At 73.5% G+C, this 12340-nt stretch carries 8 protein-coding genes and 1 pseudogene; 4 read left to right on the forward strand and 5 right to left on the reverse strand.

Annotation, left to right across the window (positions count from 1 at the left end):
• Positions 1-33: 33 nt before the first annotated feature.
• Positions 34-876 (forward strand): hypothetical protein, encoded by an 843-nt coding sequence (locus tag ACWCPW_RS20195; protein ID WP_449762945.1) that lies wholly within the window; start codon positions 34-36, stop codon positions 874-876.
• A gap of 120 nt (positions 877-996) precedes the next feature.
• Complete coding sequence (locus ACWCPW_RS20200) at positions 997-1299, forward strand: hypothetical protein (RefSeq protein ID WP_395863894.1); 303 nt, start codon at positions 997-999, stop codon at positions 1297-1299.
• An 86-nt stretch (positions 1300-1385) separates the two neighbouring features.
• On the opposite strand, the gene ACWCPW_RS20205 is transcribed toward ACWCPW_RS20200, so the two are convergent.
• From ACWCPW_RS20205 to ACWCPW_RS20220, 4 genes and pseudogenes are all read right to left on the reverse strand, one after another.
• Complete coding sequence (locus ACWCPW_RS20205; protein WP_449762946.1) at positions 1386-6065, reverse strand: FtsK/SpoIIIE domain-containing protein; 4680 nt, start codon at positions 6063-6065, stop codon at positions 1386-1388.
• Between the two features lie 263 nt (positions 6066-6328).
• Positions 6329-7558: a hypothetical protein gene (locus ACWCPW_RS20210; RefSeq protein ID WP_449762947.1), complete on the reverse strand. Its 1230-nt coding sequence runs from the start codon at positions 7556-7558 to the stop codon at positions 6329-6331.
• Positions 7555-8082, reverse strand: a complete 528-nt coding sequence (locus tag ACWCPW_RS20215) for a sigma-70 family RNA polymerase sigma factor (protein WP_449762948.1) — start codon at positions 8080-8082, stop codon at positions 7555-7557. The genes ACWCPW_RS20210 and ACWCPW_RS20215 overlap by 4 nt, the downstream gene beginning before the upstream one ends.
• A gap of 432 nt (positions 8083-8514) precedes the next feature.
• Positions 8515-8907 (reverse strand): annotated as a pseudogene (locus tag ACWCPW_RS20220) (winged helix-turn-helix transcriptional regulator); the annotation flags it as partial.
• A gap of 127 nt (positions 8908-9034) precedes the next feature.
• Between ACWCPW_RS20220 and ACWCPW_RS20225 the strand changes: the two are divergent.
• Positions 9035-9964, forward strand: coding sequence for an NADP-dependent oxidoreductase (locus ACWCPW_RS20225; RefSeq protein ID WP_449762949.1), 930 nt, complete (start codon positions 9035-9037; stop codon positions 9962-9964).
• 295 nt (positions 9965-10259) lie between these two features.
• Here ACWCPW_RS20225 and ACWCPW_RS20230 read toward each other — a convergent pair whose 3' ends face one another.
• Positions 10260-10877 (reverse strand): TetR/AcrR family transcriptional regulator, encoded by a 618-nt coding sequence (locus tag ACWCPW_RS20230; protein WP_449762950.1) that lies wholly within the window; start codon positions 10875-10877, stop codon positions 10260-10262.
• A 264-nt stretch (positions 10878-11141) separates the two neighbouring features.
• Between ACWCPW_RS20230 and ACWCPW_RS20235 the strand changes: the two genes are divergently transcribed.
• Entirely contained in the window at positions 11142-12320 is a 1179-nt protein-coding gene (locus ACWCPW_RS20235) for a thiolase family protein (protein ID WP_406294648.1), read from the forward strand.
• The last annotated feature ends 20 nt before the right edge of the window (positions 12321-12340 follow it).

Raw genomic sequence — 12340 nt, forward strand, 5'->3', positions numbered from 1 at the left:
TCGGTGGATCCGCGATGCCCGACGGGAGCGCACGTGGTCGACTTCGCGCTGGATTACAGCACGCTGAGCGAGGCCAAGAAGGACCTGTACGAGCTCGCCGACCGGATCTCGCCCACGCTCAAGTCCAGTGATTTCGCGACCCTGGGCAACGGTGGATACACCGAGGCCCAGGACGTGTTCGGCGACCCGACGCTGGCCGCGTCGTTCCGCTCGCTGTACCGGTTGTCCAAGGGCCCGATGACCCGCGCCGAGGACCTGCTGAAGAAACTCGGCGACTGCTTCGGCAAGGTCGGCGACGCCTTCTTCACCGCCGACGCGCAGATCACCGAGGGCCTGGGCGTGATGGGCGCGACGATGGGCCTGGAGGAGTGGCGCAACAAGGTCAGCGCCTGGAAGTACAAGCAGGAGCACCTCGCCGAGTGCGCCAAGCCCGGCCCCGACGGCACGTTTCCCGAGTTCTGCAAGGCCACCGACCCCGGTGACAAGCCGCCCCTGGACCAGGTGATCACCACGCCGAACGGCGGACGGATCGAGACCCACCTGACCCTGGACGCGAACGGGAACGTGATCAAGGAGGAGACCAAGGTCATCTCCAACGGCCAGACCTACACGTCGGTCACCACCTACGACTCGGACCGGCTGAACTACACGACCGTGTCCACCGCGCCCGACGGCGGCGTGACCACCACCGAGACGCACCTGAACAAGGACGGCGGCGGCACCCAGAAGGTGGTCGACTCCGAGGGCAAGACGCACATCTACACGCGGGTCGACGGCAAGCACGAGTGGAAGGACGTCACTCCCGCGCCGCCGGAGAAGCCCGTACCCGGCGGTGGCGGCGCCGGCGGTGGTGGCCGCGGTCCCCGACGCGACTGAGCCCATTCGGCCCCGGTTCCCCGCGAGCCCCCGCCTGCCTGCCCGCCCGACCACCCGACCCCCCGTATCACCCGGTTCGCCGCACCCCCGCGGTGAGCCCGATCTCCCCTGGAGGAACCCATGGCCGCCGATATCGCGCTCGATTTCGCTCGGATCGACGAGGTCGCCGGAAAGCTCAAGACGGCGCGCGAGAACATCACCCCGATGATCAAGACCCTGCTCACCGACGTGAACGGCCTGCTCGACAACGGCATGGTCTTCAAGGAGTCGAGCCCGGCCATGCGCGACGCGTACGCGAAGTTCGACACGAGCCTGACCGCGGCCATCGACGGCATCCAGATCTTCTCCGACATGTTCGCCAAGATCAGGACGCAGATGCACGAGATGGACGTCGAGATGGCGAAGAACCTGAAGAAGAACTGAGCCTGTCGCGCCACGATTCGGGCCGCGTCCCCCGGGTGGGGGACGCGGCCCGAACTCGTTCGACCGGTGGGCCGCCTCGCCGTGTGCTAGCCGGCCGCGGGCCGCAGTACCGTCAGCGGCACCTGTACCGCCATCGGTGCGTTGCCCGGGCCCGCGGTCCACGCCCGGCCCGGACCGGACGGCGCCGCGCGCACCACGTTCGTGGGCAGCCGGATGCCGACCATGTCGCCTTCCTGGAGGTTCTTCGGCGCGAGCAGGAGCCCGTTGCGGCTGCCGCGTCGAGCCGCGCTGAGCCAACTGCCCATCGCCACCTGCAAGGCGTCGTAGGAGCCCGCGTACAGCAGACCCTGGCCGCGGTCGCGACCCGCGATCGCCAGGTCGCGCAGGACCCGGTCGGCGGCGGGCATCCCGAGCAGGTCGGCGTCGTCGACGACCACCACGCGCGGGCCGGACAACTCCGCCAGGGCGCGCTCGACGTCCTCGGCGGACGGATCCTCGTCGGTCAGCAGCCGCACCTGCGGGTGCTGCCCCAGCGCGCGCAGCGGCGACTCGCGCGGGCAGAGCACAACCAGGGACGTACCGCCCGCGAGCAGCGACACCGCGAGCGAGGCCAGGGCCGTACTGCGTCCGGTGCCGGAGGGCCCGATCACGCAGAAGACGGACTTGGTGGTGAAGTCCACCCCGATCGGCTCGGCACTGTCCCCGCCGATGCCCAGCAGGCCCCACATCGGGCGCCGGCACTCGGCCGGCACCTGCTCGTACGCGCCGGCGAACTCGACCACGCGTGGCAGGGTCGGGATCCGCACCGGCATCCGCGCGCGCGGTACGCCCGTGTCGCGGCGGGTCGCCTCGGCGCCGATCCGGCGCAGCGCCTCGGCCTGTTCCTGCCCGCTCGGATCGGCCGCGAGCAGCGCGATCTGCGACTCCGTCTGCGACAACGCGTGCCAGCCCCGACCGGGCGGGATCACCGCCGGCACCTTGCGCACCGGCATGCCGACCATCTGGTAGTCGGTGCGGTCGACCTGGCGCAACAACAACTTGTGGTCGTTGTGCGCCGCCAACCGGCCGCTGAGCAGCCCGCGTTCGGAGGTCGCCACGATGTGGATCCCGGCCGCGGCGCCCTCGCGCAGCAGGCGCATCACGTCGTCCACGAGCCGGCCGCCGTCGTGGTCGTCGAGCAGCCCGACCAGCGCGTCCCACCCGTCCAGCAACACCAGGATGTGCGCGGGACGTTCGGCCGCCGGGAGCAGTCGGCGCAACTCCACCAGACCGGCCGCGTTGTGCGAGCTGCACAGCTCCTGACGCTCGGTCAGGTCGCGGACCAGCCGGTTCAGCAGCCGCCCCAGCCGCTCCATGTCGTGCCGCGACACCACCGCGCCGCAGTGCGGCAGGGCCTCCAGCGCGGCCAGTCCGCCGCCGCCCGCGTCGATGCCGTACAGGTGCACGTCGGCGCAACTCGTGCGGGCCGCCGCGGCGCCGGCGATCGTGCGCAGCACCTGGGTGCGGCCCGAGCGCGGTGAACCGATCACGTACAGGTGGCCGAACGTGGACAGGTCGACGGTGGTGACCCGCTGTTCCTGGAGCTGCGGGACGTCCTCCAGCGCGTAGGGGATGGGCGGCGGGGAGCAGGCGTGCGCGTCGGCGTCGGGCCGCTCCACCTCGGGCAGGTCGCCCAGCAGCACACGATCGGCGAGCGCGGGCAACCACGGGCTGGGTTGGCGGGTGTAGTCCGGCAGCGCCTGGGCCGCCTCGCGCAGCGCCAGGACCAGTGCGTTGAGGTCGGTGGGATTGGGCGCGTCCACGGTGTCCGGGCCCTCGTCGGGCGTGGGCAGCGACGCGGGACGGCCCAGGCCGGCCAGGGTCAGTTCGGTGGCGCGGACCGAGCGGGTCGCGCCCTCGTCGCGGGCGGTGCCGGGTATCGGCCGTTCGGCGCCCACCCACGCGGCCTGGAACGGGACGGCCGCGTTCGGGCCGGTGCGGATCAGCGCCCGCCCCGGGGTCGAGGCGGAGATGTGCACGGCCTCGGCCGTGTCGATGATGTCCTGGCTCTCGCCGCCGTCGGTCACCCGCAGGGCGATCCGCAGGTTGGTGTTCGCCCGGATGTCGCCGGTGACCACACCGGCCGGCCGCTGGGTGGCCAGCACCAGGTGGATGCCCAGCGAGCGACCGCGCTGGGCGATGTTGATCAATCCGGCGACGAAGTCCGGTACTTCGCGCACCAGCGTGGCGAACTCGTCGATCACCAGGATCAGTCGCGGCAAGGGCGCCAGGCCGGGATCGGCGGCCCGCTTGCCCCGGTACTCGGGATGGTCCTTGGCGCCGACGTTCGCCAACAGGTGTTCACGACGCCGCAGTTCCGCGCCGAGCGAGTCGAGCGCCCGGGCGGCCAGGTGTTCGTCCAGGTCGGTGACCATGCCCAGGGTGTGCGGGAGTTCGGCGCACTCGCTGAACGCGCTGCCGCCCTTGTAGTCGACCAGGACGAAGGTCAGCTCGTCCGGACGGTTGGCCACCGCGAGTGCCGCGACGAAGCTCTGCAACAACTCGGACTTGCCCGAGCCGGTGGTGCCGGCGATCAGGCCGTGCGGGCCGTCACGGACCAGATCGATCCGCAGCGGCCCGTCGTACCCGGCGCCCAGGGTGAAGGTGGTCGAGGCCGGTCGACGGGCCCAACGGGCCAGGAACTGTTCGGCCTTCGGCGGTTCGACGTCGAGCAGGTCGAGCAGGTCGAGCAGCTTGACGGTCTGCGGCAGGCCGCTGTCGTGCTCGGGGCTGACGTCGCGCAGCGGCGCGAGCGAGCGGGCCACCTGTTCGCACCACGGCGCGTCCACGTGATCGGCCCGCACGTCCTCGACATCCGGCAGCCCGGTCTGGCGGACCGTCAGATGCCGGCCCGCGGCCAGCACGACGGCCGCGCACTCCTCGGGCAGCAGCCGCTCACGCTCGTCCAGACAGACGCTGAACACCCGGGTGGCGGGACCTTCGGTGAGCACCTGGACCATGCCCGGCACCTCGCGCAACCGCCGGGCGCCGTCCGCGATCACCAGGATGTCGGGGCCGCTGAACATGGCCTGGCCCATCGACGAGCCCAGGCTGCGCCGGCGACTTTGGATCTGCGCGACCAGCTCGGAGATCCGGTTCGCGGTGGACTCCGGGTCGGTGCCGAGCAGCACCACCGGCGCGGCCGAGCGGGACTGCGGGCGCAGATGCGGCAACCAGCGCACCCAGGCCCAGTCGGCGACCCGTTCCGGGGCGGTGAGCACCACCACGCGCAAGTCGCGCGGGCTGTGCAGGACGGCGGCCTGGACCACCAGCCACCGGGCCAGCGCCTGGATCGGCTCGGTCGGGCCGGCCACGCCGAGCACGCCGTGGTCGGCGATCTCGATGCCGATCGGGGTGTCCGGCAGGGTCCATCGGGCGACGCGGTGGTGTTCGTCCCGGGCCGGGTCCTCGACCTCCTTGACCGATGGCTGATCGACCGTGCCGATACGCAGCACCAGGTGGTCGGGGTCGCGCCGGCGCCGTTCCCACAACCGGGCGCCCGGGCCGGTCGCGATCAGCGCGACCGCGGCCGGGTCCGGACCCACCTCGCCGCGCACGACGCGTTCGCGCCGTACGGCGGTCCGGATGTCGTCGTGCAGGACGCGCAACCGGCGCCGGTAGTGGACCCCGTCGAGCTGGTGCTTGACCCGGTTGCCGCGACGACCGGAGATCCAGTTCGCGATCGCCATGAACGGGCTCATGATGCAGAAGATGAGATAGAAGTACGAATGGAAGAACCAGACCATCGCCAGGCCCATGACCAGCGGGGCGATCATCACCAGCAGCGGGAACGGCAGCCGGTTCGGCTCGACCGGCGGCGTGGGCAGCCGCATCTTCTCCGCGTCCAGGTGCGGGGCGATCCGGGGCGGCCGGTTGTAGTCCAGCCCGATGCCGTCCTCGGAGGGAGTGACGTCGGCGTCCGGTTCGACCGGCCGGGACAACCGGAGCAGCGACGGGCCCACGACCAGATCGGCGTTGTGCGGCCAGTCGGTGCCCGGCGGCGCGGGGGCCCGGAGCACCGGCCCCTCGGGCGGGGCGATCCTGGCGCTCTCCCGCTCGACCTTGAGGTCCGCCTCGCGCTCGTCCTCGAGGACGCGTTCCTCGTGCTTGCGCGGCAGCGCGGCGGCGGCGGTGATCGCGTCGGTGGGCGGCGGCGCGACCTCGCGGCCGTGCACCGTGCCGTCGTCGGGGACGGTGCGATGCCAGTACGCGCTGCCGTCCGGACAGACCGTGACCCACAATCCGCGAGGCGGTACGCCGGCCACCGGCAGCCGGATCGCGCACCCGTCGTCCGCGCCGATCTCGTGGCTGCCCGGACCCAGCGGCCAGACCCGGCCGGTGAACGGGCCGGACACCGCGTGCACCTCGACCAGGGTCTGCGGGGCCCGGGGGTGACGGGGGGCGTGCACGAGGTCGGGCTCGGCGGGCGGCGCGCCCAGGCCCAGCACGGTGGCCTCGCGGATCCCGGAGACGGCGAGCGGTGCCCGCGGGTCGATCGGATCGGTGCCGAGGTAGAGGGTCTGCCCCGTCGCCGGCGCGTCGCCGTCCAGGAACGCGCCCAGGTCGGCGGCCGGCGCGGTGCGGTCCGTCGTGGGGCTCGCGGCGAGAGCGGCCTGGCGGCGCACCGCGATCGCGAGGTCCGCCACGATGCTCCCGGGCGGGAGGTCCACGAGGTGGTCGCGGCGCAGGCCGTCCTCGGCGTCCACGGTGGTGACGGTGAGTCTCACGTTGGCGTGCTCCTGGGGGTGGGCGGCGGCTCGGGCCGGAGTACGGCCTGGGGCGGGATGCGAGCGAACGCCGGACGGGCCGACCCGCGATGGTCGGGCCGGGCCGGGCCGGTCCGGCGCGGCGGAAGGGGTGACGCGACGGTGCGCGTTGCCACGTGTCCCTGCGCGTCTTCGTGTTTCCTTGCGCGTCCTTGGGCGTCCTTGGGCGTCCGCGCGTGTTCTGCGCGTGTTGTGCGTGCGTTGTGCGTGTGTCGTGCGTGTCCCTACGCGTCGACGGAGACGCCGCTCGGCTTGTCGGTGTCGGCGGGTTCGTCGAGATCGTCGTGCGGGACGGACGGGAGCGGCGGGACCGACGGCACCGACGGGGGCGAGGTCGGGGCCGGGTTCGGCGGGACCGGCTCGGCCGTCGTGCCGGGGGCCGGGGCCGGGGGCGTGCCCGGGGCCGTCGGGGCAGGGGCCGGGTTCGGAACCGGAACCGGGTCCAGGTCCAGGTCGGGGTCCGGGCCCAGGCCCGGGTCGGCGGCGATCGGCGCCCTGTGTGCCGCGTCCTCGGTGGGCCACGGCGGCAGTTGCCATACCGTCGCGGCCACGGCCCGCGGCAACGGCCGCGCGTCGACCCGCAGCGGGGTGCCGTGCACGAGCAGCGCGCCGGTCGGCGACACGGCCAACAGCCGGGCGTGGCCGCGCGGTCGACCCAGGGTCAGCACCGACACCGGGGAGGCGCTCGGCACGTCCGGGGTGTCCGCGCACACCACGACCTGCGGGTGCCGGCGGGTCGCGGCGGCGGTGGTCGCGCGGGCGAACGCCTCGGCGGGGGCCGGTCCCGCGTGCCGGGCGTGCACCCCCTCCGCGACGGTGACCGCGCCGGCGGGCAGCCGGGCGTCGAGCTGGGCGGCGAGGGCCTGCAACGTGGCCCGAGCGCCGCGCCGTTCGCCGGATACCGCGAGCACCCGCGGGCCGGTCAGCAGGTCGAGGAAGACCACCGCCTCCCGGCGGGTGCCGACCGCGACCAGGAGCGGCGCCGGACCGGGGCCGGCCTCCAGGTCGGCGCGGGCGATCCACCACAGCCGGGGGTCGAGTTCGTCCGCGGCCCACGGCTCGGCGGGCTCGGGCAGATCCGGCCCGCAGGAGACCAGCACGCCCACCACGTCGCGCTCCACCAGGGCCGCGTACGGGCGCGCGCTCGCCGACACGGTGGCCGCGAGCAGCAGCGCGTGCTCGGCGTCGGTCCACGTGCTCGGCTCGCGCAACATCCGCACCAGCAGCCGACGCCGCCGCCGGTAGCGGGTGAGCGCGGTGACCGGCTCGGCGAACGCGGCCACGGTCAGCGCGATCTCGCGGCGCAACCGGCGGCGGACGAAGCGCCAGCCGCCGCGCCGCATGGCGGCCCAGTGGGCGAGGGCGAACACGAGGACGGCGATCCCCGTGTAGCCGAGCAGGGTCGTCATGTCGTATCCGGCGACCCGCATGGCGAGGTCCTCGGAGCCTGTCATCCGCTCTCCTCGATCGCGGCCGGCTCCCGACGGATGGCCGCGATCCCGTGGTAGGTACGGGACTTGACCGTCCCGCGCGGTATCCCCAGGGTGCGGGCGACGTCCGCGCCGCTGCGGTCGAGCAGATGCACCTGGGCGACCGCCTCGCGGTGCGAGGGCGCGAGCGCGCGCAACGCCCCCACCAGTACGCAACGATCCACCACCGTCGCGGCCGGATCGGGCACCGTGGGCAATCCGACGAACTCGCTGGGGTCGATGCCCACCGGCAGCGACCGGTTGCGCCGCCGGGCGTCCACGGCCAGGTTTCGGGCGACCCGGAACAGCCACATCCGGATCGGTCTGCCGTCCCAGTCCAGGCGGTCCGCCGCCTCCCACGCCCGTAACAGCGTTTCCTGAACCACGTCTTCGACCGTGTGCAGGTCCGTGCCCAGGATGCCGCTCACGTACCTGCGCAGTGGCGTGCTCTCCGCCATCAGCAGTTCGATCCGCCGTTCGCGCTCGTGGGTCTCACGGCCAGGCGACACGACAGGGCTCCTCGAGAAGTTCGGCCGGCGTCCGTTCCGCCGGTCAAGATCACGATATGGAGCCGGAAACACCCTCGGCGGGACGGAAAATGAACAGTCGGCGATGTTCTGGCGGACCACTGGTGACCCGCCGTCGTGCGGCCCGAAGACAAGTGCGCGCCGCGTCGGACGTCGGTGAAGTGGCAGGTCACCCGCGTGCGATGGGGCACGAGGGCTCGGGCCCGCGGGCCGCGCGGCGCGAACGGCCGATGCGGGCGGGGCCGGTGAGGGGTGGTCGCGTCGTGCCCGATGCGGGCAGGTCCGGGTGAGGGGCTGTCAGGTCGTGTTCGATGCGGGCGGGTCCGGGTGAAGGGGTGTCAGGTCGCGCCCGACGCGGGCAGCCTCGGTGAAGGGCTGTCGGATCGTGTCCGGGGTCCGGCTCGGCGCGAGGTGTTCCGCGTCGTAGCGCTCGCGTGCCCGGTCCACCTCGGGGATGTGCTCCTCGGCCCAGGTCTTGATGGCCAGCATCAGCGGCAACAGGCTCTCGCCCAGCGGGGTGAGCGCGTAGTCGACCCGGACCGGGACGGACGGGGTGACCGTGCGGGTGACCAGGCCGTCGCGTTCGAGGTTGCGCAGCGTCTGGGTGAGCATCTTCTGGCTGACCCCGGCCACCCGGCGGGACAGGTCGCTGTACCGACGCGGGCCGTCCGCCAGCGCGTTGACCAGCAGGCTCACCCATTTGTCGCTGATCCCGTCCAGGAGCCGGCGGGCCGGGCAGTCCGCCATGTAGGCGTCGAACGCGGTGCGGGCCTCGGCGCGACGCTGGGCCGCGGTACGGGTCGCCATGGCTCTCCTTCGGGTGGGATACGCACTTCGAGGTACGTGCTTTCCATTGGAGAGTAGCTCTTCGTAGGTTGGCGATCGAGGGGCCGGGAGGGCCGGCCCGCAGTCACAGGAACGTGGGAGTGGTGTCATGCGTGCGGTGATCGCCCGAGCCGGATCGCCCGTCGTCGAGGTCGTGGACACACCCGACCGCGAACCGGGACCGGGACAGGTGCGGATCCGGGTCGCGGCGGCGACGGTGAACCCGGTGGATCTGCTGGTGGTGGACGGCGCGCCGGTGCGCTTCGGCCTGGTGGGTGCCCGCGAGGTGTTCGGGCTGGGCTGGGACGTCGCGGGCGAGGTGGCCGCGATCGGCCCGGGGGTCACCCGGTTCGCGGTCGGCGACGCGGTGCTCGGGCTGCGTGACCGGCTGGATGTACGGACGGGCGCGCAGGCCGAGTTCGTGGTGCTGGACGCGGAAGCGGTCGGGCCGCTGCCGGCCGGCCTGGATCCGGTGGCGGCGGCGACCATCCCGCTGAACGGGCTGACCGCGTGGCAGGGGCTGGAGTTGCTCGACCTGTCCGCCGGGGACACGCTGGTGGTGACCGGTGCGGCGGGCGCGGTCGGCGCCTTCGCGGTCGAACTCGCGGCGGCGCGCGGGGTGCGCGTGGTGGCGGTCGCGGGTGCCGCGGACGAGGACTTCGTACGCGGCGTCGGTGCCGAGTGGTTCGTCGCGCGCGGCACGGAACTCGCGGACCGGATACGGGCGTTGGTGCCCGGCGGCGCGGACGCGGTGCTGGACGCGGCGATGCTCGGTCCGGACGCGCTGGACGCGGTGCGCGGCGGCGCGGCGTTCGTCGCGGTGAACGCGGGCGCGGCGCCGCCGGCACTGCGCGGGACCCGGGTGCACCAGGTCTGGATCCGCGCGGACGGCGCGCGGTTGGCCGAACTCGCGGCACTGGCCGACAAGGGCGGGTTGACCCTGCGGGTGGCCGGGACCTTCCCGCTGGCGGGGGCGGCCGAGGCGTTCGCCCGATTGGACGCGGGCGGCCTGCGCGGACGGTTGGTGCTGGTGCCGTAGCCGGTTCGGGGAGGGCGAGGCGCGCGGCTCAGGGGGTGCGTGCGCGCGGCGTCCCGGCCGCGGGCACGTGCTCCTCCCACGGTTGCCGGGGCGGACCGGGGCGGACCGGGGCGGATCGCCTCGTCGATCTCCGACCACGATTCGCCGTGCCGCTCGCGCTCGAACGCCTCGGCGTCGCCTCGCACCGCGAACAGCCGCTTCGCGCCCGGAACAGCCGCTTCGGACGGCCCACACGTGAGAACAGCCGCTTCGCACCGCGAACAGCCGCTTCGGACGGCCCGCGCGCGGGTGGGGATCAGCTCGCGTCGGGACCGGCGAGCACGGACCCCAGGTGCCCGGCCCACTGCCGTACGATCGCCCGCCGGAGCGCCTCGTCCTCGACGAGCATGTCCCGCACACCCAGGCCGCGGGCCAGGGACAGGGTCGCCTCCACGGCGGCCGGCACCCCGGGGCGGGACACGTCGGCGGCGAGCAGGTCGACCGCCATGTCGTACATCGCGGCGCACAGTCGCCGATCCAGCGGCAACACCTTGACCCGCAACTCCTCGTTCTGCACGGCGGCGGCCCACAGGTTGAGCGCGGCGCGGTAGAGCGTGCCGCGGAACATCGACACGAGCGCCTCGACCACCGCCTCGGTGTGCTCGGGGCCGGGCGGGATCCGGGCGCCGTCCAGCCGGATCCGGGCGAACAGGTCGGTCACCATGTGGTCGATCGCGGCGGTGAACAGGTCCTCGCGGGTGGGGAAGTGGTGCTGCACGGCGCCCCGGGAGACGCCCGCGCGCTCGGCGACCACGGTGACGGTGCCGCCGAGCCAGCCCAATTCGGCGAGGACCTCGACGGCGGTGTCCAGGAGCCTGGCTCGGGTGACGCGGCTGCGGTGCTGGCGTGGCTCGCGTACGGGTGCGCTGGTCACGGTTGTCAGCCTAGTGCGACGCGGCGCACCGGTGGCGTGGCCGGGAACGATCGGCGGCGCCCGGGTCGATGCTTGACAGGGGTTGCGCCGGCGGGTCGAATGTCTTTAGCGAACGTTCAGTAACCTTGGGGTCCGGTACACCTCACCGGCGGCGGGCTGCGGAACCGCGTGGGGCGGCGCCGGTCGGCCGCCGGGTGCGGCCCATCCGGTCCCGCCGGTCCGCCGGCTCCGTCGGTTCCGCCAGTCCTGAAGGAGACGAACCCCATGACCACAGCCGTCATCGTCGACGCCGTACGCACCGCGTCCGGCAAGGGCAAGCCCGGCGGCGCGCTGTCCGGCACCCACCCGGTCGACCTGCTCGCACACACGCTGCGCGCGCTGGTCGAGCGCAACGGGCTCGACCCCGCTTCGGTCGAGGACGTGATCGCGGGCTGTGTGTCCCAGGCCGGCGACCAGTCGCTGAACATCGCCCGCAACGCGGTGCTCGCCGCCGGATTCCCGGAGAGCGTGCCCGCGACGACCGTGGACCGGCAGTGCGGATCCAGCCAACAGGCCGCGCACTTCGCCGCGCAGGGCGTGATCGCCGGCGCGTACGACATCGTGATCGCGGGCGGCGTCGAATCGATGAGCCGGGTGCCGATGGGCTTCGCCGCGCGCGGGGGCGACCCGTTCGGCGAACTGCTCGGCAAGCGCTACCCGCAGGGGCTGATCCCGCAGGGCTATTCGGCCGAACTCATCGCGGCCCGATGGAACCTGGACCGCGAGACGCTGGACCGGTTCTCCGCGCGCTCGCACCGGCTCGCCGCGCAGGCCGGCGCGGAGGGCGCGTTCGACCGGGAGATCGTGCCGATCACCCTCGACGGCGGCGAGCACCGGGTGGACGAGACGGTGCGTCCCGCGACCACCGAGGAGGGGCTGGCCGGGCTCAAGCCCGCGTTCGTGGACGAGGGCATGGGCGCGCGCTTCCCGGAGATCGACTGGCGGATCACCCCGGGCAACTCGTCGCCGCTCACCGACGGCGCCTCCGCCGCGCTGATCATGAGCGAGGAGCGGGCGACCGCGCTCGGCCTGACCCCGCGGGCCCGCTTCCACGCGTTCGCGGTGACCGGCGACGACCCGCTGCTGATGCTCACCGGGGTCATCCCGGCCACCCGCAAGGTGCTCGAACGGGCCGGGTTGGGCATCGACGACATCGACGCGTTCGAGGTCAACGAGGCGTTCGCGCCGGTGCCGTTGGCGTGGGCGGCGGACGTGGGCGCCGACCTGGAGAAGGTGAACGTGCGCGGCGGCGCGATCGCGATCGGCCACCCGCTCGGCGCGTCCGGCGGACGGTTGCTGAGCACGCTGCTGGGTGTGCTGGAGTCCACGGGCGGCCGGTACGGCCTTCAGACGATGTGCGAGGGCGGCGGGATGGCCAACGCGATGATCATCGAACGCCTGTGAGCTCGCGGACGCACCGCACC

Source organism: Embleya sp. NPDC001921, from assembly GCF_053594475.1.